The sequence below is a fragment of the Yinghuangia sp. ASG 101 genome (genome assembly GCF_021165735.1).
Lineage (GTDB): Bacteria > Actinomycetota > Actinomycetes > Streptomycetales > Streptomycetaceae > Yinghuangia.
Genome location: NZ_CP088911.1, coordinates 8294670 through 8316186, shown reverse-complemented (window position 1 = coordinate 8316186; position 21517 = coordinate 8294670). Strand labels below are relative to the sequence as shown.

Below are 21517 nucleotides of genomic sequence, written 5' to 3'. Positions count from 1 at the left end.
TTTCGCCTCCCCTCCGGGGTCCCGTCGGATGCCCGTGCGGTACCCGGAGGGGAGCGTTGTGCAAAAGCGCTTTGGCACGATCATCGTGTCCAGCCTCGCCACCGGATGTCAAGAGTTCACCGAAATATGTTCCGGGCGACCCGCAAAGAATTCGGAACGTAGTCGGCGATCGCCGATGGTCACGGGATGACGGAGCGGCCTGCCGCGTACGCTCGTCCGCCGCCGACCACCGCCGCGCCCGGTCCGCTCGGACGCCTCGGGGCGGTGACCGGCAGCGGGCGGCGGCACCCACCGCACGGCCGGCGCGGTGCGCACGTCGCGGAGCCGGGATGCGCACCGGCCGGCGCGGCGGTGCTCCGCGGCGCGTCGGGCGGCCTCGCGCGTGGTGGCCCCGGGGAGGTCCGCGGCGATGACGCGGCGGCCGATCGCGAGCGGAACATCACGACGCCGCGTGCCTCGGCCTCGCCGGGGCCGGTGACCAAGGCGCCGAAGCCGCCTGCGCGCGGCGGTGCGACCGGCCGCCGCGCGCCGCGGGACGGGCCGTGAACCGGACCCCGGTGGCTCCGCCGCGCCGATACACCCGGGCCGCACCGGCAGGCGGGCCGGGGGCCGTTGCGCACCGCACCAGGCCACGGTCCCCCGGCACGGGGCGCTAGACCTCCTTCGAAGGCTGGATGACCAGGTGCGGCAGGTTCACCGTGCGCGGGCGGCCCACGACGTAGGCGACCAGGTCGGCGACCTCGTGTACCGGGACGGCCGGGAGGGTCGCGCGGAGGTCGTCCACCCTGGACCGCAGGTCGTCCGGGAAGTCGTCGGCGAGTTCGGTGCCGCCGATCATGCCGGGCTCCAGATTCGTCACGCGGATCCCCGCACCCGCCAGTTCGGCGCGCAGCGTGCGGGTGAGATGGCTGACGGCGGCCTTCGAGGCGCCGTACGCCGCCATGCCGGGGTTGACGTGCACGCCGGCGATGGACGACACGTTGATCAGGTCGGTCGTGCGGGTCGCGGCGGACCTGTGCAGGTCCGGGAGGAACGCGTGCGTCACGTTGACGACACCGGTCAGGTTGACGTCGACGATACGGCGCCAGTCGCCGGGCGAGCCGTCCGCGAAGGGGGCGACCCGCATCAGGCCGGCGTTGTTCACCAGCAGGTCGATATCGCCGAAGCGGTCGCGTACCTCGGCGGCCGCCGCGGCCACGGATTCCTCCGAGGTGACGTCGGCCGGTACGGCGAGCGCCGTCCCGCCGGCCGCGGTGATCTCCCCCGCGACCTCCCCGAGGCGGTCGCGGCGGCGGGCGAGGAGCGCGACGGACGCGCCGTCGGCGGCGAGACGGGCGGCGACGGCCGCGCCGATTCCGCTGGTGGCGCCGGTGACAAGGGCAATTCGGTTCGTCATGGCATCAGCCTCGGCCGGGCGACGCGGGCGCGGAAGGCCCGTTGCGACCCCGGGTCCCGCAGTACCCCCCTGACCCCTGGGGGATACTGGCGGGGTGAAGGCGTTGGGAGAGTTCCTGCGGACGCGGCGGGCGCGGCTGCGGCCCGGCGATGTCGGGCTGCCGCCCGGCTCGGGCCGACGGGTCGGCGGATTGCGCCGCGAAGAGGTCGCGCTGCTGGCCGGCGTGAGCGTCGACTACTACGTCCGGCTGGAGCAGGGCCGCGGCGTGAACCCGTCGGCCGGCGTGCTGGCGGCCCTCGGGGACGCACTGCGCCTGGGCCGGACCGAGCGGGACCATCTGGAGCGGCTGGCCCGCCCCAAGCCGCCCGCGGTACCGCCGAAGACCGCCGTGCGACCGCAGCTGAAGGCGATGATCGACGCGATGCCCGCGATGCCGGCGATCGTCGTCGACCGGCTGAGCAACGTCCTCGCGTGGAACGCCGCCGCGCTCGAGGCCATCGCCGACTTCGAGGGCGGCGCCCACCGGAACCTGGCCCGCCTGTACTTCCTTGACCCGGCGTCCCGCACGTACTACGCGGACTGGGAGTCCACCGCGCGGGACGCGGTCGCCCTGCTCCGAAAGGCGTCGGCCGAGTACGCCGACGACACCGAACTGGCCGAGCTGGTGGACGAACTGCGCGAAGCCTGCCCCGACTTCGTCCGATTCTGGGACGCCCACGACGTCCAGGCCCGCTCCCACTGCGCCAAAACCCTCAACCACCCCGCCGCCGGCCGGCTCCTCTTCTCCCTGGAGCCCCTGCAACTCACCGGCGGCGACGGACAGTACGTCATCACCTGCACCCCCGCAGACCCCGCCACCGCGGACTGGCTCGCCACCCGGGCAGCCGCCAGGGCAGGGACCCGGGAGTCCCCCGGACTCCCGCCGCAAGCCCCGCACTCCGCGCCCGCCTGAGCCGGAACGCGCACCGCCGAGACCCCCTCCACCACGCGAACATCACCCGAACAACGCCCTGACGCAGCCCGACCACGACACCGCAGCCGCCCGCCGCCAGCGGCCCGGCGGCCCGGCGCCGTCGGAAACACCTCCCGGTGGCGCCGTCCGGCAAACCTTGGTTCCGACACTCCGCACCCCTGTGCCAGTCGGTGAAGGCCTCGAAGTCGGTGGCCGGTGACAGGTTGACCCCCGGTGCGGACGACGGGCATGTGCCGTGCTCCGGCAACGAGACGCAGCTGCTCCGCGGAACGGGTGCCGCCGTAGGAGACGATTCCGGCGGGCTTGCCGTTCCACTCGCGATACAGGTGGTCGATCGCGTTCCTCGGCACGGAGGGCATCGACCGGTTGTACTCCGGCGCCACGAACACGTACGCGTCGAACACGGCGACCCGGGCACCCCTGGCGCGCGTGTGGGCGTCCGCGTAGCTGCCCGTCAGCGGCGAACGCGGCTCGTCGAAGACCGGCAGCGCCCGCTCGGCGAGGCCGACGAGTGCGACGCCGACGTGGCCGTGCTCGGCGGCGGTCTCCGCGGCCCATGCGGCGACCTCGGCCCCCGCCCGGCCGGGACGGGTACTGCCGGGGACGGCGCCGATCCTGGTCACGCGGTGAGGTGCAGGGCGCGGTGTTCGAGGTGCTCCGGGGTGTCGGCCCGGGGCACCTCGGCGGGGGACGTGCCGGCACCCCCGCCCCGTCTCGCGGGGCTCGGCGGCCACGAAGGGCCGCCCGGCCCCGAGGCCTCCCCGTCCGGGCGACCGGCCGGGGCCACGGTGCGTCCGGTCAGCCGGGCGACTTCTCGGCGGTCTTGGCCTGTGCGGGGCCGCGGGACAGGACCTCGTTGCGGTAGTGCGCGGCAAGCGCCTGCGTGTGGGCTTGAATGATGCCGAGTTGGGCGTGTGCGCGGAGCCGGTCGGCGGGGGTGAGGCCGGAAGCCGCCCGCTCCGCAAGCGCAGTGACGGCGGTGCTCACCGTCTCGACACGGTCCTGAAATGCCGCCAGTTGCGTCTCCGCGCCCTGGGCCACCGTCTGGCGGGCGGCGTCGTAGGCGCCGAAGTGGGGGTTGCTGTAGTCGACGTCGAGACGAGAGCCCTCGTCCTCGCCGATGTACGGTACGCGCGGCGGCACGGCGTCCGCGGTCGCGACGGCCGCGCGGGCGTCCCCGTCCGCCAGGACCACGGCGTGCCCGATCGTCGTCCTGAGGTCCGAACGCACCGACTCCGCACGGCGCTCCTCATGCGTCTCCGGCGCCCGCGGCAGCGGCGGGTCGGCCTGCACGATCGCGTGGACCGCGGACGACAAGTGCGCGGACGCGGCGGCTCCCACGTCGGGCGCGGGAGCCGTCGGCGCGGACGCCTGCCGTGCGGCGGCGAGGCGTCCGCGCACTTCGGTGATCCCGGCCTGGAAACCGACCCACCACGGGCCGTCTGTCGCCTCGCGGATGGCCCTTTCCGGCACAGGGTCGCGCCGTTCGCGACCGGTCGCGGTGTCCGGCGTACTCATCGCTGCCTCCATCGTTTCGGCGCTGATCCGTGCCGACCGCCGTGGGCGCGTCCGGCGGGGCGGGCACATCGGCCCATACGTCCGCGGCGCATCCGCGCGACGACACGCCGCGGCGCATCCTCCGGGGTCGTTTCCGAGACTAGGCGTCGCTTGTTGCGACGATGTTGAAGATCATCGCCGTACGGCCCCGGGAATCGCACACATCCGTACCGGGCGCCCGAGCACGGAAAAACCCGCTGGGCCGGAGGAGTTGGAGCGTTGGCCTGACGAAGGACGACGAACGAAAGCAGGGCGACGCGCAAACCCGCGGCAATCGTCTTGCCGGTGCGGGCGGCCGGGCGGTTGCTCCTCGGGAGGCGACGACGGCGCGGAGGCGGAGGCGCGGAGGCGGAGGCGGGAGTTCGTCGTGTGTCACGGTCGGTGGTTCAGGCGCGGGGTCCCTGCGCAACAGCACCTGCGCGGCGGCGGGAGTGCGGGGAGGAGTGCGTGTCGGCGCCGCGTACGGCGGTCGCCTCGGTGCCGAAGGGGCCGAAGGGGCCGAAGGGGCCGAACGCCACGTGCCGTACAGCGGGCGGGCGTACACGCTGCGGCAGGCGCTCGGGATCAGGCCGACACGCCAGACCAGATGGTGCCGGAGCGAGTCGGCGCTGCCGAGGCCGCTTTGCCGGGCGACCAGGGGCAGCGGCAGGTCCGACGTCTCCAGGATCTCGCGGGCGTGGTCGACGCGCTGGCGCAGCAGCCACTGCAGCGGACTGGTGCCGGTCTCCGCGTGGAAGCGGCGGGTGAGCGTGCGTACTCGTCCCGGCGTGCCGGGCCAGGTCGGCGAGGGTCAGCGGCTCGTGGAGGGGGTCAGGGCCCAGGCCCTGGTCGCGGCCAACGCCGCTCCGCGCTCGGGCGGCAGCGGGGCTCCACGATGTGCGGCTGTCCGCCCGGCCGGGCCGGTGCCGCGACCACGAGGCGGGCGGTGGCGTGCGCGACGGCAGCGCCGTAATCGCACCGCACCATGTGCAGGCACAGGTCGATGCCCGCGGACAGCCCGGCGGAGGTCAGGATGGGGCCGTCCTCGACGAAGAGCACGCCGCGGCGCAGTTCCACGCCCGGGAAGCGCCGTGTGAACTCGTGCGACAGGATCCAGAGTGTGGTCGCGGCCCGCCCGTCGAGCAGACCCGCCCGGGCCATGACGAACGCACCGTACAGATAGAGGCGATCCGCGTGGCGGCCGCGGCAGCCGAGCGGATGCCTCCAAAACCCGCGGGTCTCCCCGGCCGCGGGCGGCAGTTCCGGCGACCAGGACGGTGTCCGCGGACCCGACGGCGTCCAGACCCCGGCCCACCACGACGCCCACGCCACCGGACACCGCGACCACGCCAGGGTCCGGCGTGCACACCACGACGTCCTAGGCGCTCGGCGGCTATGGCCGTGGCGCCTGTGCGCTTGTCGGGACGGTCTCGTGATCCGGGAAGCGCCCGAGGGCGGCGGTGGGTCGGTCGCGGTCTTGCCGTACGTTGGTGCGTCGGCTGACTCCTGATGTGCCGTCAGCGCCGAGGTGGTGTCGGGGAGTTCGGGGGCCGGCGCTCAGGGGTGTACGGGCTCGTGCCGGGCGGCGGACGACGGCCCGGTTCCCGTCCACACGTACATGTGCTCCGGCCGGCCCGCGGCACCGTAGCGGAGGGTCACCCGCACGACAGCCGCTTCGGCGAGGGCGCCGAGGTGGCGTTGGGCGGTGGCCCGGGAGATGCCCAGGCGGCCGGCGATCTGGGTGGCGGACTGCGGCGCATCCGCGGATTCCAGGACCTCGGAGATGAGCCGCGCGGTGACCGAAGAGCCCCCGCGGGCGTCCTGACGGCGGTCCGAGCCGTGCAGGTGGCGGGCGGCGCGGTCGATGTCGGCCTGGCTGAGTTGGCCTCCTTGACCGACGACGTTGCGGTAACGCGCGTACGCCGCGAGACGGTCCACAAGATCACGCGCCGTGAAGGGCTTGACCACATAGCCGAGAGCACCTCTCCGGTAGGCGGTTCGGATGGATTCCGTGTCGGAGGCGGCGGTGAGGACGACCGCGTCGCAGTCCAGTTCGCGGAGCAGCCCCAGCCCCGACCCGTCGGGAAGGTAGACGTCGAGGAGAAGCAGGTCCGGGCCGAGGTCACGGGCGCGCAGCCGGGTTTCCGCGACGGTCCGGGCGGTGCCGACCACGTGGAACCCGGGGGCCTGGCCGACGAATCCGGCGTGGATCTGGGCGACGCGGAAGTCGTCGTCGACGACGAGGACGCGGATCATGAGGGGCTGCTTTCCCTGGTCGGGCCGCATTCGGTGGTCGGTCCGGCGGCCGTTCGCGCGGGTTCGGGGGCGGCGAGGACCCCGCGCAGGTGGGCGGTGAAGACCGCGCCGTGGTCGCCGCCGCCGGGATCGGCGAGGCGCACCTCGCCCCCGGTACCGCGAGCGGCCTGAACGGCGATCGGCAGGCCGAGTCCGCGGCCTCCCTCGGCGCGCGAGCTGACGCCCTCGCGGAAGATCGCCTCGCGGCGGGCCGAGTCGACGCCTTCCCCGGAGTCGACGACGGAGATGTGCAAGTCGGCGCCGTCGGCGAGGAGTTCGACCTCTACGGCGGGCGGTTGCCCGAAGCCCAGCCGGGCGGCTTCGAGGGCATTGTCGACGAGGTTGCCCAGAACCGTGGTGACCTCGACGGGAGAACGCACCGTCCCGGGGACCCAACTGGCGTCGCCGACCGCGAGATGGACGCCGTGCTCCAGGGCGACCGCGGCCTTGGCCGCCATGAACGAGCGCAGGAACGGATCGCGCAGACCATCGGGCTGCGGCGCGGTCCCGGCCCCCTCGGTGAGCGCTTGGAGGTACTGCACCGCTTCGTCGGTGTGTCCGAGTTGCAGGAGCCCGGACAGGGTGTGCAGGCGGTTGGCGAATTCGTGGCGTTGGGCGCGCAGCGCGTGGGTGAGGCCGCGGACGGCGTCGAGTTCGCGGGTGACGTGCTCCAGGTCGGTGCGGTCGCGTACCGTCAGCACCCGCCCGAGATCGCGGCGTTCGCGGCGGACGTCGCGGGCAGCGGCGACGACCACGCGGTCGCCGACCACCGACAAGACGTGTCCGCTGTCGCCGGATTCGCGCATGGCGCCGCGGAGTCCCGCGGGCAGGTCGAGGTCGTCGAGCCGACGCCCGATCGCGTCGTCCAGACCGAGCAGCCGGTGGGCCTCGTCGTTGCATACGGTGACCGTCCCGTGCCCGTCGACGGCGAGGACGCCCTCGCCGATGCCGTGCAGCACGGCCTCGTGTTCCTGCATGAGTTCGGCCAGCTCGTGCGGTTCGAGGCCGAGGGTCTGCCGGCGCATGCGGCGGGCGAGGAGGACCGAGCCGACGACGCCGAGGAGGCACGCGCCCGCGGAGTACGCGGCGACGACGTGCATGACCTGGGCTCCGTGGCGGCGCAGGTCGTCGGCGTCGAAGCCGACGCTGACCTCGCCCACAACCGTGTTGTCGGCGGCGCGGATCGGCACTTTGCCGCGCGCGGAGATCCCGAGCGTGCCGACCTCGATGTTGGCGACCTCGCGTCCGGCCAGGGCGGCGGACGGATCGGTGCTGACGCGTTGTCCGACCAGGTCCGGGTTGGGGTGGGCGAGACGGATGCCGCGTTCGTCGGTGATCACGACGAACAACGCGCCGGTGGCCCGACGGGCGGCCTCGGCGCGGGCGCGCACCGCGCCCTCGGGGTCGTCGGCGACCACTTGGGGAGCGAGCGCGGGGTCCGAGGCGACGCTGCGTGCCACCGACAGCGCGCGCTGCTCGTACTGGCTGGTCAGCTGCCGGTCGAGGAGTCGGCTGATGAGGCCGAAGCCGACGCCCGCGACCACCACGACGAGCGCGAGCTGGAGTGCCAGCACCTGCGCGGCGAAGGGGAAGCGGGGTCGGTTCATGAGCGGGGACCGTAGCCGCCGGGCGGGGTCCTGCCCAGACCCCCGCTGCGCAAAATGCGCGAAAAGAAATCTATTCGAAACACGGCGCGCAACGCGGAGAACCTGGGCCCGCCGCGTCCGCCGTCGTTACGTTCCTCCGCCAGTGGCCGGCAGGCCAACGCGACCGCCTACTCCACCGACCCGCGGGTCGGCCGCAGAAGGGACGCTCATGGCGGATCAACCGCTAGTCGAACTCCGGGAAGCCACCAAAAGGTTCCCGACCCGTACCGGGGGTGTGCACACCGCGGTGCGCGACCTGGATCTGCGGGTCGCCCCCGGCGAGTTCGTGGCCATCGTCGGGCCGACCGGGTGCGGGAAGTCCACCGCGCTGTCGTTGATCTCCGGGCTCGAGCCGCCGTCGCGCGGCGAGGCTCTGGTGCGGGGTGTCCCGGTCCGCGGGGTGCCGGACGGTGTCGGATACATGTTCCAGAACGACGCGGTCATGCCGTGGCGCTCGGTCCTCGACAACGTCGCGGCGGGGCCGCGCTACCGCGGCGCGGGCAAGTCCGCCGCGCGGGCCCAGGCCCGCGAATGGGTCGCCCGGGTGGGGTTGGCCGCGTTCGAGGGCTACTACCCGCACCAGCTTTCCGGTGGCATGCGCAAGCGCGTCGCGCTCGCCCAGACCCTGGTCAACAAGCCGAGCGTGCTGCTCATGGACGAGCCGTTCAGCGCCTTGGACGTGCAGACCAGGGCGCTCATGCAGGACGAGCTGCTGCGCTTGTGGGCGGGGACCGGCGCCGCCGTCGTCTTCGTCACGCACGACCTGGACGAAGCGATCGCGCTCGCCGACCGCGTCGTCGTGCTGACCGCGTCGCCCGCCACCATCAAGGACACGTTCACCGTGCCGCTGGAACGGCCGCGCGCGGTCGAGGAGGTGCGGCTCACCCCGGAGTTCCTCGACATCTACCGGGAGATCTGGGAGTCGCTGCGGACCGAGGTCACCGTCGCCCGCGAAAGGGGTGCCGCGCATGCCGCGTAAGTCTGTGTCCTCCGCCTCGGGTTCCGCGGGTACGGGTCCGGCCGACGCCGAGGCCGCCTCACCCGACGCGTTCGGTGCATCCGGCGCGGCGCGGATCGGCGCCGCGGGCGACGCGCCGGCCACGTCCGGCGCCCGGCACGACGACGACGCCGAGGCCGACATCGGCCGCGCGGCGCTGCGTGCCCGCAGAGTACGTCGCGCCCAGATGTGGTCGCTGCGCGCCGTCCTGGTCGCCGTGTGGCTGGGCAGCTGGGAGCTTGCGGCGACGCACTGGATCGACCCGTTCTTCTACTCCAAGCCGTCGCTGATCTGGGAACGGCTGGTGCAGTGGTTCACCGAGGGCACCAGCCAGGGCAGCATCTGGGAGCAGATCGAGGTGACGCTCCAGGAGGCCGCGGGCGGCTTCGTGCTGGGTGCGGTCGCCGGGATCGTGCTGGGCATCCTGCTCGGCCGGGCCCGCATGATCGCCGAGGTCGCGGCGCCGTTCATCAAGGCCGCCAACGCCGTGCCGCGCATCGTGCTCGCGTCGCTGTTCGTCATCTGGTTCGGCCTGGGCCTGTCGTCGAAGATCGCCACGGCGTTCGTGCTGGTGTTCTTCGCGGTGTTCTTCAACGCCTTCCAGGGCGCCCGGGAGGTCGACCGCAATCTCGTCGACAACGCCCGCATCCTGGGCGCCGGACGCCTGCAGATCCTCACCAGCATCGTGGTGCCCAGCGCCACGTCGTGGATCCTCGCGTCGCTGCACTCGGCGTTCGGCTTCGCGCTGATCGGCGCGGTCGTCGGTGAGTTCACCGGTGCCAGCAAGGGCCTCGGGCTGCTCATCAACCGCGCCCAGGGCACCTTCGACTCGGCCGGCATCTACGCCGGGATGATCGTCATCACGGTCATCGCCCTGGTCGCCGAATCACTCCTCACGCTCGTCGAGAAGCGCCTGCTCAAGTGGCGGCCCCAGGTCGCCCACGCGGACATCAAGCTCTGACCACACCGCGGCTCACCCGGAGAAGTCCCATGAAGAATCGCACGTTCCTGGCCGCGTCCGCGGCGGTGCTGCTCGCCGCGACCGGGCTCACCGCCTGCCAGGACTCCCGTTCGTCGAACGCGAGTTCCGGCAGCGGACCGGCCAAGGTCACCATCATGGTCGGCGGCATCGACAAGGTCATCTACCTGCCGGCCATGCTCGGCCAGCGCCTCGGCGCGTTCGAGGCCGAAGGGCTCGACGTCAACCTGCTCACCGAGCCGGCCGGCGCGCAGGCCGAGAACTCGCTGATCAGCGGCGACGTGCAAGGCGTCGTCGGGTTCTACGACCACACCATCGACCTGCAGACCAAAGGCAAGTGCATCCAGAGCGTCGTGCAGTTCGCCAACATCCCCGGCGAGGCCGAGGTCGTCGCCACGTCCAAGGCCGACAAGATCACCTCGCCGGCCGACTTCAAGGGCAAGAAGCTCGGCTTCACGAGCCCGGGTTCGTCGACCGACTTCCTCACGCAATACCTGGCCACCGCGAACGGCGTGTCCACATCGGACTACACACCGGTCAAGGCCGGCGCCGGCCAGACCTTCATCGCCGCGATCGACAACGGCGGCATCGACGCCGGCATGACCACCGACCCGACGATCGCCCAACTGGTCAACAGCGGAAAGGCGAAGGTGCTGCTGGACATGCGCACCGAGGCCGGCACCCGGCAGGCCCTCGGCGGGCTCTACCCGGCGAGTTCGCTGTACATGGACTGCGGCTGGGTGAGCAAGAACAAGGAGACCGTGCAGAAGCTCGCCAACGCGTTCGTGAAGACGCTGCGCTACATCGCCGAGCACTCGGCCGCCGAGATCGCCGCCCAGATGCCGCCGGACTACGCCAACGGCGGCAAGGCCCTGTACGAGCAGTCCGTCAACGACACCAAGGGCATGTTCAACGCCACCGGCAAAATCGACCCGGACGGCGCCCGCAACGTCCTCGAAGTGCTCAGCAAGTTCTCCCCGAGCGTCAAGGGCAAGAAGGACTCGGTGGACCTGACGAAGACCTACACGACGGAGTTCGTGGACAAGGTGACGTAACCCCCCGGGACGCACCACGGACCGCGGCGTCCCGGAAGCGCCCCCCGCTTCCGGGACGCCGCACGGTGGCATGTGTGTGCGTCCGGCGGGCGAGGGGGTTGCTCCGGGGGTGCGGCCTCGCGGGTCATCGGTTGCGCAGCGGACCTGGTCCCCTGTCTGCGGACGGATCGGACGCGTCGGTCATCCGACGGGACACAGGGCGTGCCCGTCCGGCTGACAGTCCGGTGACCGCCTGGAGCGCGCAGACGGCCGGCAACGCGGCCAGGGGCAGCGTCCAGCCGCTGGATCGACCGAGCGGCGGGCCTGGCTCGGACACCCCTGGCCGAGGTGTGCCTCCTCCCGGGAATGCCCGGCACACGCCGGGTCAGTGGGTGAGGGCGCGGAGCACCGCGTCGGCCATGCCCTGCTCGCCGCGGCCGTTGGGGTGGACCGCGGCGGCGGGGTTGTGGGGGATCAGGGGCTCGATCCAGCGTTCGTCCGGGGCGGAACACGCGTCGTGGCCCTCGGAGGGCCTGTAGGTGTCGACGTACACGACGCCGGCGCCCTCGGCCTGCTGTCGCAGCATGGTGTTGAGCCGCTGCTCCTTTCCGCGCAGGAACGCCACATCGCCGGGCGCGAGGCCCATCTCGCGCCCGCAGTCGTGGTTGTCGGACGGCAGGATGGCCGGATAGCCGACGACGTACACCCGCGCCTGGGGGGCGCGTTGGCGGATCTCGCCCAACGTGGTGGCCAGGTGTTCGCCCGCCGTGCGGATCTTGGCGTCGACCTGGTCGGTGCCGCCCTTCGAGGGCGTGTACTGCTTTTCGCAGGGCGCGTCGGGCAGGTTCTTGGCGCCGCCCGCGGCGTGGTACAGCACACCGGCGGTCACGCACTTCTTGATCATCGCGCTGAAGCCGATGTCGTTGCCGCCGATCCCGAGCGTCACCAGCCGGGTCGCGGCGGTCAGAGCCGCCATCTGGGGCGGGTTGCTCCCGTCGTCGGTGTCCTGCGCCGCGGACAGGTCCGCGAGCGTGGCCCCGGAACAGCTCACATCGCGGAAATCGGCTCCCGCGAGGTTGAGCCTCCGCGCCACCAGCGCCGGGTAGTTCTCCGAGGAGCGGTCGCAGCCGACGGGGTCCCCGCTCGGCGCGGTGATCCCCGGGGCCGCCGTATAGGAGTCGCCGAGCGCGACGTACGGGCCTGCCGTGTACGTGCCGCTCGCGGCGACGAACGGCCCCTTCGGCGCTGTTGTTTCGCCGTCCCCGTCGTCGTGCCAGGCGATGCCGATCGCCGCGATCAGCGCACCGCAGGCGGCAGCCCCGGCCACGCCGGTTCGTACGGACCGGTTCATTCTCGTCGTCCTGTTCCTTCGCCGGGGCCGGTCAGGCCCGTTGCCCGCGCCCGGCGAGCAGGGCGACGCCCGCCCCGACGGACACGACACCCATGCCGACGCCGGTCATCACCCCCTGGGCACCGTCGACGGCGACGGACGCGAGCAACGCGACGACGAGGTTGAACAGGAACAGGAACCACAGGGCGGGCTTGTTCGCCAACAGCGACTTCATCGGAAACGCTCCTTCGGAGACGGAATCGGCTCGTGGAACCGGCGTCGCCCACTGAGGACGCTCCGCGAGAAACGCGGGCCCCGAAACCGGTGGCCGCCGATGCCGACCAGACTCCCCCGGGCGCCCGCGCCTCGTCGTCATGCACCTGCCGACAACCGCGCTACTGAGTTGGCAGTACGGCGGCGATTGCCGGCCTGCACGGGCACGTGGAGGTCCGAGCCGATGTTCTCCATCTGGACGACTTGGGCGGGGAAGTCCGGCAGCAGGCACGACAGCCGGTCCTTCGTCCCCATCCCGTCGAGCGCGGCGCTACCGATCACCAGCGTGAAGTCGTCGCGGCGGGCCTCGATCACCCGTTGACGGACCTCGACCATTTTCGTATCGCGGATGGTGGCGACGAGTTTGCGGCCGTTGATGCCGTCGGCGTCGTTGCACCAGGACGTGAACACCTTTGCGGCGTCGATGAATCCTGATTCTTGGTGAAGCCGACGTCGGAGAGGCCACCGACCGTGATCTCGTCGTCGGTGACACCTTGGGCGTGCGAGGTGGTCGGGGTTCCGGGGTGGCACACCTGCGTGGGGTCGCCGAAGTCGGCCGATGTGGCGGACGCGGAGGCAACGGGTGCCGCCTCGTCGTCCGAGTCGCCGCGGTCGGCGCATCCGACCGCGAGCAGGGCGGTCGACGCGACGACGGCGAAGGGTCTCCGCGTTCTCCCGTGGGGTCTCACGTGCTGCCTCCTTGGAGGAGGCGCGCCGACGCGTCGCCGACGAACGCATGAGCATCGCCCGCGAACTCCACGACGTCGTCGCCCATCACCTCGCCCTGGCCAACGCGCAGGCGGGAACCGCCGTCCACCTGGCGCGGACCCGCCCGGAACAGGTCGAGCCGATCCTCGCCGGCCTCGCCGGGACCACCGCGGCGGCACTGCGCGAACTCAAGGGCACCGTCGGCCTCCTGCGCCGGCCCGGCGACGCCGACTCGCCGCTGGACCCCGCCCCCGGGCTCGCCCGACTCCCCGAGCTGGTGGGCGCGTTCGCCGCGGGACTCCATGTCACCGTCAGCGTCGACGGCCCGGAGCGGCGGTTGTCACCGGGGACCGACCTGACCGCCTTCCGGATCGTGCAGGAGGCACTCACCAACGTCGCCAAGCACGCCGGCGTCGACACCGCAACAGGTCCGACTCGACTACTCCGGGACCCGGTTGGCCGTCACGGTCACCAACCCTGGTGCGGACCACACTCCGCCGCCGGGGCCGGGCGGCGGTTTCGGTGTCATGGGCATGCGCGAGCGCGCCCAATCCGTCGGCGGCACACTGGACGCCGGCCCGCGCCCCGAGGGCGGATACACGGTGGCCGCCGAACTCCCGTGGCACGCCTGACGTTCAAGCGACGCCTCCGGCACGGCCACCGCGGTGCTCCGCGCCGACGGCCGCGTCCCTGCCCGGCGGCCCGGGGGGCATCGCCTGCGCGCACGTGGTCCGGGTGTCTTGCCCCGGGCCCGGGGACGGAAGCAGGGGGTGTGCAGGTGGTCACCCGCACACCCCCGTGCCGATCAGGGCAGCTGCACTCACTTGATGCGAACGACCTGCGGATCGTGGTCACTTGTCTGGTCGGAGAACTCCGCGTTGATGTGGACGACGTCGTACGCCGGCTTCTTGATGGCGGGCGAGACCAGGATGTGGTCCAGCGTCTGCGAGTTGCCGTCGTACACGTAGCTGTACCGCTCCCCCACCGGCAGGGTGTTGATCAGGTCGGTGAGCACACCACCCGCGGTCAGTGTCTCCAGCGGCTTCGAGAACTGGTAGTCGTTCATGTCCCCGAGGACGACCACCTTGGCCTTGTTGTCCTTGGCCAGGAGGGCGGAAACGAACGAGTTGACCTCCTGGGCCTGGGCCAGGCGCTGGGTCTCGGAGCCGAGTACCGGCGGCTGGACGGCGCCGTGCAAGGGTTGGTCGCCACCCTTCGAGTTGAAGTGGTTGCCGATCACGAAGACCTGCTCGCCACGGAAGACGAACTCGCCGACGAGGGGCTTGCGGCTGCTCGTCCACGCATCGGAGGCGGGGTTGATCCTGCCTGGGGAAACCGAGAGCTTGACACCCTTCTTGCCGTCGGCGACGACCTGGACGGCGGTGGTGGAGTCGCCGCCCGGACGGTCGACGAAGCCGACGCGCTCGGGGTTGAAGAGGAAGACGTTCCGGATGTTGCCGCCGGGCTCGCCGCCGTCCTGGTCGTTGACCGGGTCGACGGAACGCCAGTCGTACGCCGGGCCGCCGGCCGCCTTGATGGCGCCGATGAACTGGGCCATCGTCCGGTCGGCCGCGACCGTGCCGTCGTCCTTGGCGCCGTTGTTGTCCTGGATCTCCTCCAGGCTGATGATGTCCGGCGAGGCCAGGTTCCCCACGACACCCGCAGCCAGCCGCTCGAACTTGGTCTGCGGGTCGGTCGGGTCGAGGTTCTCGACGTTGTAGGTGGCGACGGAGAGTTCGTTCGACTTGCCCTTCTGCGCCGTCTCCGGCTTGAGCCCACCGGGCGTGACCGTGCCCAGGGTTGTCCCCTGGATGTTGTAGCCGCCGTAGTTGGCGTAGTCCAGCGGGCCCGAGGTGATGCCCGTGAGGGTGTCGCCGACGTTGGCCTTGAGCTGGTCACCGGTGAGTGAGGCGATCAGCAGGCGACCCGGGTTGGGGTTGTCGTACCCGGTCACCACCGTGCCTCCGCGTGGCGTCGGGTTCTGCTTGGGCTTGGTGGTGATCCAGGTCTCGTTGTACTGGTTGGACGCCCCGACCACGCGGGTGTCGTGGATCTCCACGAGCATGCCCTCGTGGGCCTCCAGCCAGTCCAGCGCGTACGCGGCCGGCTCCAGCTGCCGTGCCTCGATGTTGCCGCCCTCGACCGTCGGCGCGTAGGCGTCGGGGATCGTGGCGGCGTCGATGATCTCGGTCGCCGGCAGCTTGTTGCCGGAGGACAGCACACTCGCCGTCGGGCCGGTGATCTCGGTGACCGACTGCGTGCCGCTGCTCTTGCCGCCGGGGTAGTACTCGCTGATCTTGCCGGAGACGACCACGGAGTCACCGACCTTGACCACGGGGGCGGTGGAGCCGGTGAAGACAAAGATGGCTTCGCTGGTGGCCGGGTTGGTGTCGGCGTCGGGGTCCTGGATCCAGTAGCCCTTCGAGCCGGTGCTGCGTATCGCGGTCACCACGCCGGGCACGTTGGTGACGGTCTGGCCGTTCGCCGGGGAGAGCCGGGTCGTGCCCTGGATGTCGTGGACGCGCAGCGGGCCCGGGGTGGTGTCGGTGGGCGGGGGAGGCAAATCGCCGCCCCCAGCCTCGGACTTGCTGTTGGTGGGGCTCGGGGCGGAGCCGGTGAAGTCCGCCGAGTTGTCGTCCGTGTCGGCGAACTTGGCGTCGCGGGAGACGGAAGTGGTGTTGCCGGCGCCGGTGGCGGGGCTGCCCTCGCGAACCGCGGCGGTACCGAACCCGACCACGTCCTTGACGGTGCCGTCGGCCGCGCAGTCGGCCGCGGTCAGGCAGGTCAGCGCGGTGGTCGAGTGGACCAGTGCCACCGTGCCGCTGGTCGCCGACATGGAGATGGTGCCGATGGCGTCCGGGGTCGGCAGTGCGGTGTCGCCGCCGGCTCCCGCGGCCTCCTGGACGAGGTACCTGCCTCCGGCGGGGACGGTGCCCGACAGCGGGGTGACCTGCCACTTGGAGGTGGGGGTGGGCGATCCGCTGAGGTACTGCACGGACCAGCCACCGAGGTCGAACGGCGTGCTCCCCGCGTTGCCCAGCTCGATGAAGTCGAACCTGAGGGACGCACCGGAATTGCCGCCCCCGCCGTAGACCTCGGAGATCACGGCGTCGGGGGACGGGGCTGCCGCGGCGGTGAAGGGGTGCGGGATGAGGGTCCCCGCGAGGCCGACGGGAAGCGCGATCAAAATCGCCTTCGCTCGTCGGCCTCGCCGGGCCTGGGGTATGCGTGAGGACACGTGGGACTCTCTCGTGCAGAAGGTGTGTCGAGGGGGTGCGGCCGACATGGGGCGGAGGAGGACAACCCGGAGGTCGGCAGGAAAGATATGCGCGTAGACACACCCTCGGCAAGACGTCGACCCCACGAACCGACAAGCGTTTCCCCAGCATTCGCCGGGAATCTCCCCGCAGGCCGCCCTCCCCTCCGACAGCGGGCCTCCCGTCACCGACCTTCACTGGACGCAGTCGACGAACGCGACGGGCGCGCTCTACGGAGACGAGACGACGAGCGGGAAGTACCTGCGCGGGGCGTTCACCGATGGACGGTGTCACGCCGCCGACGGACGCGCTGCGCGTGGTCAGGGGGCGACGGTCGGTCCGAGGTGGCTGGGTGCTGCCAGGGGGCGCATCGTCGTCCCCGGGGTGGCTCTGCCGGGACAGACGGGGCTGGCCGCGGATCGCGTCAGAGCCGTCTCGCGTCGCGGTTTGCGGGACTTGTCGGTACGCCGTAGTTGCGACCGCTTGGAAGGCACCGTGCTGTGGCAGCCGCCTGTTTCGGCCGGTGTTCGCGGGACAGGGGTGTCAGGCGCCGAGGCCGATGTGGGAGATGTAGGTGTAGGCGCCTCTGTCGGAGTCCAGTTCGGCGATGATGTCGTCCCAGATGGCGTCGAGGGCGCGCAGGTCGTGGGCGATGAGGGCGTCGACGGCGTCGTCCCAGATGTAGCGGACCTGGAGGCGGCGCGTGCGGAGGTTTTCGCGGCGGCGGGGTACGTCCACGACGTCCTGGTTGATGGGGTGGATCTCCATCGCGGTGCCGCGGCCGTCGCGGTTCAGACGGTGTTTCAGGGCCGCGGGGTTGGCCATGACGTTGTGCGCGCGCAGGGTCCAGTACGCGGTGTCGATGGCTTCGAGGTTGGCCGGGCGGGGGCGGCGGGTGCCCTGGGTCCAGGCGCGGAGGGTGGCGGGGGTGGCGGTGATTCCCGCGGTGGCCAGGGCCGCGTGGCCGCCTTGCGTGCGGGTCAGGTAGCGCATGCGGGCGGTCAGGCCGCGGCGGGTGGTCGCGGGGGATTTGATGCCGCCGTCGGTGATCATGCGCTCCAGGGCGTCCTCGAGGGCGCGGCCGAGCGCGACCCTGCCGTGGATGTTGCCCGGGTCGCCGTCGGCGCCGTAGTGGCCGAAGTTCCGCCATCCGTCCGTCGCCATGGCTTACGCGGCCTTCTTGGGAAGGATGTACTGGTCTTTCGTCTTGGTCTCCGCGGTGCGGCGGCCTTCGGGGAACACGTCGCGCCAATTGCCGCCGGTGACATGGAGTTCGTCGACGCCGCGCATCCGAACGATCGTGAGGCCGTTGGCTCGGGCCTTGTATCCCTTACGCCACAGGTTGGCGAACGCCTGCGAGCGGATGATGTGCATCCAGTCGGGACGGCGGATGTCGCGGTTCGCGCTCGACTCCCCCATCGTCGAGACGAACTTCGCGTACATCGCCTTGATGTATTCGACGGTGACGGTGTCGTTGTTCCCGAGGGCCTGCGCGCGGGCTTCGGTCAGCACGCGGCGGAACTTCTCGAGCAGGCCCTCGGAGGAGCCGGACGTCCAGGACTCGGCGATCGCCGGTGGCGCGCAGAGGCCGAGCCTCGCGCACTGGAACAGCAGGCGGACGGTGGCGTCGTCGAGGAGGATCTCGCCCTGCTCGTGGCGGTTCCCGATCGGGTCGGGCAGATCCGGGTGGTCCCAGGTGGGACGGGAGTTCAGCAGATAGATGCCGGAGCGCCTGGGGTGGAAGCCGTCGTCGGGGTCGTCGGGGTTGTGTGTCTCGTGGGTGAGTCTGCCGATGGGGAGGTGGGTCTTGAGGGCGGAGAGGAACGCGGCGTTGGTGTCGAGGACGTCGACGGTGGCCGGAGGCAGGGTGCCGGCACGTAGTTGGTCGAGGAGGGGTTCGTTGCTCCAGTTGTGGCGTCCCTCCCAGACCTCGTCGACGCCGTCCCGGGTCTTCTTCCTGAGGAAGTCGGGCAGTTCGGGATACACCGTGTGGTCGTAGTTCGAGCCGACCCGGGTCGCCTCGAACAGTGCCGTGCCGTTGGGGACGGCCTTCTTGACCAGCGCCTCGGTCGCGGCCTCGATGTCACCGCCGTGCTCCGCGAGGGCCTGGTCGACGGCGCGGACGATCATGGCGGTGAAGTCGGAGTAGTCCCGGCCGGCGTACCCCTCCCCCGCCGGCGAGGGTGTGCTCCGGTGGGCGACCGGGCCGGGCGGGGCGGTGCGCCGCGCGGGCCGCGCAACGGAGGTGACGGATACGGAGGATGCGGTGCTCATCGCCGTGTCCGGGAGTGTGGGGGCGGCGGCGGTCCGGGGCGCGGGCGGCGTCGGGGGGGCCGCGGAGGGGGCTTCCGTGGCGTGGGCGGTGGGGCGGGTGGCGGTGCCGGGACGTGTGACCGGGGGCCAGGCACCCGGGGCTGTCACGTCGGCCGGGCCGGGGGCGGGGGGGGCGGGACGCTGCGGCAGGCCCGGGCGCCGGCTGTGTCGCCCGGCGGCGGGCGTGCGTACGCGGCTGCCCGCCGGGCCGGAGGGCGCGGTGGGTGGGACCGCGGTGCGGGCGGGGTCGGGCGCGGGGGGGAACGCCGGCGGGTCCAGGAGGCGTGCGTGCGCGAGGTCCGCGAGCAGGACGGCGTCACCGATCGGGCCGAGGTCCCGTTCGGACACGCCGGCGTGCACCCAGTGCGCCTCATGGGTCGGGTGCCCGGTCAGGAGCACCGTGACGTCGGCGGGCGCGTCGCCGAGTACGCGCGAGTCGTCGAGGTCGCTGTCCACGACGGCGAGGACCGGGACGTTCCGGGTGCGGGCGAGGTGGGCCAGGGCCTGGACGGCGTCGGCGACGGCCGGGCCGGACAGCGGCAGGCGCGGATCGGGGGTGGTCTGGAGGCGGTCGACCACCACCAGGGCCAGGTCGCGGATTTCGGCGGCGGCGTGGGCGACGGCCGCCGCGGTCAGGTCCGCGCCGTCGTCGATGTAGAGCGGCGCGGCGGCGAGTTCGCCGTGCAGGGTCGCGGCGTCATCCCGTTCGCCGGGATTCAGGCGCCCCGCGCGCAGGCGGCCGTAGTCCACGGGCAGGTGCGCGGCGACGATCCGGGCGGCGATGTCGGTACGGGTCAGGCCGGACGCGGCGTACAGGACGGGCAGGGCGCGCTCCAGCGCGGTGGTGCGGGCCGCGGCCGAGGCGAGCAGGCTGCCTCCGGCTCCGGGGGCCGCGGCGACGAGGTAGAACCGGCCCTGGTGCAGGCCCCCGAGGAGGTCGTCGAGGACGCGGATCCCCAGCGACGGGACGGCGGTGGCGACGGGTGGGGCCAGCACGGTGTCCAGGACGTCCCCGAACACGGCGAGCCCGCGCGGCGCGCGCGCGCCGACCTGTGTGGTGCCGGAGTCGGGCGCGGCGGCAGGCGGGAGTGGGGCGGCCGGAGCCGCGGAAGGCGGCGCGGTGGATGCGGGGAGTGGGTTCTCCGGCGCGGCGGGGGTTCCCAGGGCGGCCGGGCGTACCGCGGGCGGGACGGGCGCGGCCGTGGGGGACGCCGCCTCGGGCCCGGTGGCGAACGGCGTGGCCGGGGAAACCGCCGCTGCCGAGGCCGGGGCACCGGAAGGGGTGGCAGGCGCGGCGGGGGCGTCGGTGGGCGGGACGGGGACGGCTCCGGTCGCGGCGGGGAGCAGCACCGCGACGGGAGTGGTGTGGCGGCGTAGGACCTGGGGACGGCCTTCGGCTGCCTCGTGGACCAGGTCGCCGAGTTTCCTGCGCGCGTCCGCGATGCCGTGCGTCGGCGCGCCGGTCACGTCCCAGCCGAGGGTTCGCGCGTCGGCCGGGGTGGTGAGCACGGCGTGGTGCGTGCCGCGGGACAGCGGTGTCCGGATGCCGCCGGCCGCCGCGCGGACGAGTTGCGGGAGCATGCCCCGGGCCTCGTGCAACGTTGTCGGGACCGGCACGGTCGAGGGCGGCGGCCCCGCCGCGGCCGAGTCGTCGGTTGCGGAGCGAACAGTCGCGGGACGAGCGGTCGCGGGGGCAGCGATGCCGGAAACCGCGGCAGAGGTGTCGTCCGCAGCGCGAGGGGTGGGGGTCGCCGCCCCCGGAGCGTTCCCCGGGGCGATGCTCGCAGCGTGCGAGCCTGCCGCGGTGCGGTCGTCTCCGGCGGGAGCGGACGTGGCGGGAGCAGAGGCCACGGGAGCGGCGGTGCCGGGGGGTTCCACCTCCGGGCCGTTCTCGCGGGCGGCACTCGCGGTATGCGCCGCGGCGTCGTCCTCGGGAGGAGCGGTCGCGGGGACGGCGGTATCGGGAGCCGCGGCTCGGGCGCGGCGTGGGGTGACACGGGCGGGCGTGTCCGCCACCGGACCGTTTCGCCGCGCGGTGGAACGGTCGGCCGCCGCCGGGGCGGTCCAGGCCTCGGCCGGGCCTCCCTCCGGCGCCGCGGGGTGGGTGAAGGTGGGACGGAAGTGCTGCGCGACCGCCTGTTCCAGCAGCTCGTACATGCGCTGGGCGCGGGTGCTGTCCTTGCCGCCGAATGCCTCGCGGGGTGAGGTCAACAGCACATGCCAGTGCGCGCCTGTCGGCTTCGCCCGTGTGAGCGCACTCAACGCGAGCCGCAACGGTCGGCCTGGTGTGCCGGAGAGACGCCCGCGCGCGGGATTCACCAGCGCGTGTGCCGCCGGGCGCAGGCCCTGCCGCAGCTCCAACGGGACCTGGGACCAGACGGCGTCGCCCGGGGCAGGGAGCACCATGCCCCGGCCCACACCCGTCGGCACCGGGGTGCCGGGACCGGTCGAACCGAGGCCTCGGGGAGGGGCCGCCGCCGAACGCGGCAGCCGTGTCTTCGCCGCTGCCGTGCCGGTCGCTTGGGGAGTGCCGGTGGTGCGGGCCCTGCGCACGCCGGCGGGCTTCGTCGCGGGTTTCCTCGCGGCCGGGTCGCCCACGGCGGCCTCCCTCATCGCGGACTTCATCGTGTTTGCGGCGGCGCCCGCCGAGTCGGGACCGGGTCCGCCCGGCGTTGCCCGTGCCCGAGCCGGCTCAGGCCGGCGCCGCACACACCCGGGAGTGTAACGCCTACGGCGAGCCCGTCATGGACGGTACACAACTGGGGGCACGCTGTCAGGCG

General features: G+C 72.6%; 16 protein-coding genes and 2 pseudogenes. 5 read left to right on the top strand and 13 right to left on the bottom strand.

What is annotated here, in order from left to right; translation table 11 throughout:
• Positions 1–652: 652 nt before the first annotated feature.
• Positions 653–1396 (bottom strand): SDR family oxidoreductase, encoded by a 744-nt coding sequence (locus LO772_RS35600; RefSeq protein ID WP_231776174.1) that lies wholly within the window; start codon positions 1394–1396, stop codon positions 653–655.
• A gap of 94 nt (positions 1397–1490) precedes the next feature.
• Here LO772_RS35600 and LO772_RS35595 point away from each other — a divergent pair, with 94 nt between their 5' ends.
• Entirely contained in the window at positions 1491–2348 is an 858-nt protein-coding gene (locus LO772_RS35595; protein ID WP_231776173.1) for a helix-turn-helix transcriptional regulator, read from the top strand.
• 245 nt (positions 2349–2593) lie between these two features.
• On the opposite strand, the pseudogene LO772_RS36495 reads toward LO772_RS35595, so the two are convergent.
• From LO772_RS36495 to LO772_RS35570, 6 genes and pseudogenes are all read right to left on the bottom strand, one after another.
• Positions 2594–2992 (bottom strand): annotated as a pseudogene (locus LO772_RS36495) (NADPH-dependent FMN reductase); the annotation flags it as partial.
• A gap of 175 nt (positions 2993–3167) precedes the next feature.
• Positions 3168–3887: a hypothetical protein gene (locus LO772_RS35590; RefSeq protein ID WP_231776172.1), complete on the bottom strand. Its 720-nt coding sequence runs from the start codon at positions 3885–3887 to the stop codon at positions 3168–3170.
• A gap of 139 nt (positions 3888–4026) precedes the next feature.
• Entirely contained in the window at positions 4027–4623 is a 597-nt protein-coding gene (locus LO772_RS35585) for a hypothetical protein (protein WP_231779826.1), read from the bottom strand.
• Between the two features lie 113 nt (positions 4624–4736).
• Positions 4737–5066 (bottom strand): hypothetical protein, encoded by a 330-nt coding sequence (locus LO772_RS35580; RefSeq protein WP_231776171.1) that lies wholly within the window; start codon positions 5064–5066, stop codon positions 4737–4739.
• Between the two features lie 396 nt (positions 5067–5462).
• Positions 5463–6161, bottom strand: a complete 699-nt coding sequence (locus LO772_RS35575; protein WP_231776170.1) for a response regulator — start codon at positions 6159–6161, stop codon at positions 5463–5465.
• Positions 6158–7807 (bottom strand): sensor histidine kinase, encoded by a 1650-nt coding sequence (locus LO772_RS35570; RefSeq protein ID WP_231776169.1) that lies wholly within the window; start codon positions 7805–7807, stop codon positions 6158–6160. Before LO772_RS35570 ends, LO772_RS35575 begins: the two co-directional genes overlap by 4 nt.
• 208 nt (positions 7808–8015) lie before the next feature.
• Here LO772_RS35570 and LO772_RS35565 point away from each other — a divergent pair, with 208 nt between their 5' ends.
• The 3 genes from LO772_RS35565 to LO772_RS35555 are packed head-to-tail and all read left to right on the top strand — an operon-like array spanning position 8016 to position 10877.
• Positions 8016–8825, top strand: a complete 810-nt coding sequence (locus tag LO772_RS35565; RefSeq protein WP_231776168.1) for an ABC transporter ATP-binding protein — start codon at positions 8016–8018, stop codon at positions 8823–8825.
• Entirely contained in the window at positions 8815–9804 is a 990-nt protein-coding gene (locus LO772_RS35560; protein WP_231776167.1) for an ABC transporter permease, read from the top strand. Before LO772_RS35565 ends, LO772_RS35560 begins: the two co-directional genes overlap by 11 nt.
• A gap of 29 nt (positions 9805–9833) precedes the next feature.
• Positions 9834–10877, top strand: a complete 1044-nt coding sequence (locus LO772_RS35555) for an ABC transporter substrate-binding protein (RefSeq protein ID WP_231776166.1) — start codon at positions 9834–9836, stop codon at positions 10875–10877.
• Between the two features lie 364 nt (positions 10878–11241).
• Here the strand turns inward: LO772_RS35555 and LO772_RS35550 are convergent, their stop codons facing one another.
• The 3 genes from LO772_RS35550 to LO772_RS35540 form a co-directional block, all read right to left on the bottom strand.
• A complete protein-coding gene (locus LO772_RS35550; protein WP_231776165.1) occupies positions 11242–12207 on the bottom strand; it encodes an SGNH/GDSL hydrolase family protein in 966 nt (321 codons plus the stop codon).
• A gap of 31 nt (positions 12208–12238) precedes the next feature.
• Positions 12239–12421 (bottom strand): hypothetical protein, encoded by a 183-nt coding sequence (locus tag LO772_RS35545; RefSeq protein ID WP_231776164.1) that lies wholly within the window; start codon positions 12419–12421, stop codon positions 12239–12241.
• Positions 12422–12558: 137 nt separating this feature from the next.
• On the bottom strand, positions 12559–12870 hold the full coding sequence (locus LO772_RS35540) for a hypothetical protein (RefSeq protein WP_231776163.1): 312 nt from the start codon (positions 12868–12870) through the stop codon (positions 12559–12561).
• Between the two features lie 292 nt (positions 12871–13162).
• Here LO772_RS35540 and LO772_RS35535 point away from each other — a divergent pair.
• Positions 13163–13799 (top strand): annotated as a pseudogene (locus LO772_RS35535) (sensor histidine kinase); the annotation flags it as partial.
• Between the two features lie 188 nt (positions 13800–13987).
• On the opposite strand, the gene LO772_RS35530 reads toward LO772_RS35535, so the two are convergent.
• The 3 genes from LO772_RS35530 to LO772_RS36040 form a co-directional block, all read right to left on the bottom strand.
• A complete protein-coding gene (locus LO772_RS35530) occupies positions 13988–16453 on the bottom strand; it encodes a lamin tail domain-containing protein (RefSeq protein ID WP_231776162.1) in 2466 nt (821 codons plus the stop codon).
• A 514-nt stretch (positions 16454–16967) separates the two neighbouring features.
• Positions 16968–17588: a hypothetical protein gene (locus LO772_RS35525; RefSeq protein WP_231776161.1), complete on the bottom strand. Its 621-nt coding sequence runs from the start codon at positions 17586–17588 to the stop codon at positions 16968–16970.
• Positions 17589–17591: 3 nt separating this feature from the next.
• Positions 17592–21143: a type II toxin-antitoxin system prevent-host-death family antitoxin gene (locus LO772_RS36040; RefSeq protein WP_269453143.1), complete on the bottom strand. Its 3552-nt coding sequence runs from the start codon at positions 21141–21143 to the stop codon at positions 17592–17594.
• Positions 21144–21517: the final 374 nt, after the last annotated feature.

What these genes read in the sequence shown, in the direction of transcription:
- LO772_RS35600 (WP_231776174.1), bottom strand. Translation starts at nt 1,396, where the DNA reads ATGACGAACCGAATTGCCCTTGTCACCGGCGCCACCAGCGGAATCGGC.
- LO772_RS35525 (WP_231776161.1), bottom strand. Translation starts at nt 17,588, where the DNA reads ATGGCGACGGACGGATGGCGGAACTTCGGCCACTACGGCGCCGACGGC.
- LO772_RS35580 (WP_231776171.1), bottom strand. Translation starts at nt 5,066, where the DNA reads ATGGCCCGGGCGGGTCTGCTCGACGGGCGGGCCGCGACCACACTCTGG.
- LO772_RS35590 (WP_231776172.1), bottom strand. Translation starts at nt 3,887, where the DNA reads ATGAGTACGCCGGACACCGCGACCGGTCGCGAACGGCGCGACCCTGTG.
- LO772_RS35530 (WP_231776162.1), bottom strand. Translation starts at nt 16,453, where the DNA reads ATGTCGGCCGCACCCCCTCGACACACCTTCTGCACGAGAGAGTCCCAC.
- LO772_RS35555 (WP_231776166.1), top strand. Translation starts at nt 9,834, where the DNA reads ATGAAGAATCGCACGTTCCTGGCCGCGTCCGCGGCGGTGCTGCTCGCC.
- LO772_RS36040 (WP_269453143.1), bottom strand. Translation starts at nt 21,143, where the DNA reads ATGGTGCTCCCTGCCCCGGGCGACGCCGTCTGGTCCCAGGTCCCGTTG.
- LO772_RS35575 (WP_231776170.1), bottom strand. Translation starts at nt 6,161, where the DNA reads ATGATCCGCGTCCTCGTCGTCGACGACGACTTCCGCGTCGCCCAGATC.
- LO772_RS35560 (WP_231776167.1), top strand. Translation starts at nt 8,815, where the DNA reads ATGCCGCGTAAGTCTGTGTCCTCCGCCTCGGGTTCCGCGGGTACGGGT.
- LO772_RS35550 (WP_231776165.1), bottom strand. Translation starts at nt 12,207, where the DNA reads ATGAACCGGTCCGTACGAACCGGCGTGGCCGGGGCTGCCGCCTGCGGT.
- LO772_RS35545 (WP_231776164.1), bottom strand. Translation starts at nt 12,421, where the DNA reads ATGAAGTCGCTGTTGGCGAACAAGCCCGCCCTGTGGTTCCTGTTCCTG.
- LO772_RS35570 (WP_231776169.1), bottom strand. Translation starts at nt 7,807, where the DNA reads ATGAACCGACCCCGCTTCCCCTTCGCCGCGCAGGTGCTGGCACTCCAG.
- LO772_RS35565 (WP_231776168.1), top strand. Translation starts at nt 8,016, where the DNA reads ATGGCGGATCAACCGCTAGTCGAACTCCGGGAAGCCACCAAAAGGTTC.